General features: G+C 45.9%; 2 rRNA genes. Both read right to left on the minus strand.

From position 1 onward, the window contains the following. Nucleotides 1-67 precede the first annotated feature (67 nt). Nucleotides 68-183: ribosomal RNA gene (gene rrf / locus AC1DEF_RS29345) — 5S ribosomal RNA — on the minus strand. A 69-nt stretch (nucleotides 184-252) separates the two neighbouring features. Next, a 23S ribosomal RNA gene (locus AC1DEF_RS29350) occupies nucleotides 253-388 on the minus strand; the annotation flags it as partial.

Consider the following 388-nt stretch of genomic DNA (forward strand, 5'->3'; position numbering starts at 1 on the left):
CGGGTTATGAGCCCGACGAGCTACCGAACTGCTCCACCCCGCGATGATAAAAAAGCAAAATAAAAATGCCTAGCGATGTCCTACTCTCACAGGGACAAAGTCCCAACTACCATCGGCGCTAAAGAGCTTAACTTCCGTGTTCGGTATGGAAACGGGTGTGACCTCTTCGCCATTATCACTAGACATTTTATATGAGATTGTTCTCTCAAAACTAGATAACAGTTTGCTGAGTAAAGCTCACGCTTTTAAAATTTGGTTAAGTCCTCGATCGATTAGTATCAGTCAGCTACACATGTCGCCACGCTTCCACCTCTGACCTATCAACCTGATCATCTTTCAGGGATCTTACTAGCTCGCGCTATGGGAAATCTCATCTTGAGGGGGGCTT

Source organism: Priestia sp. 10L35, assembly GCF_056395685.1.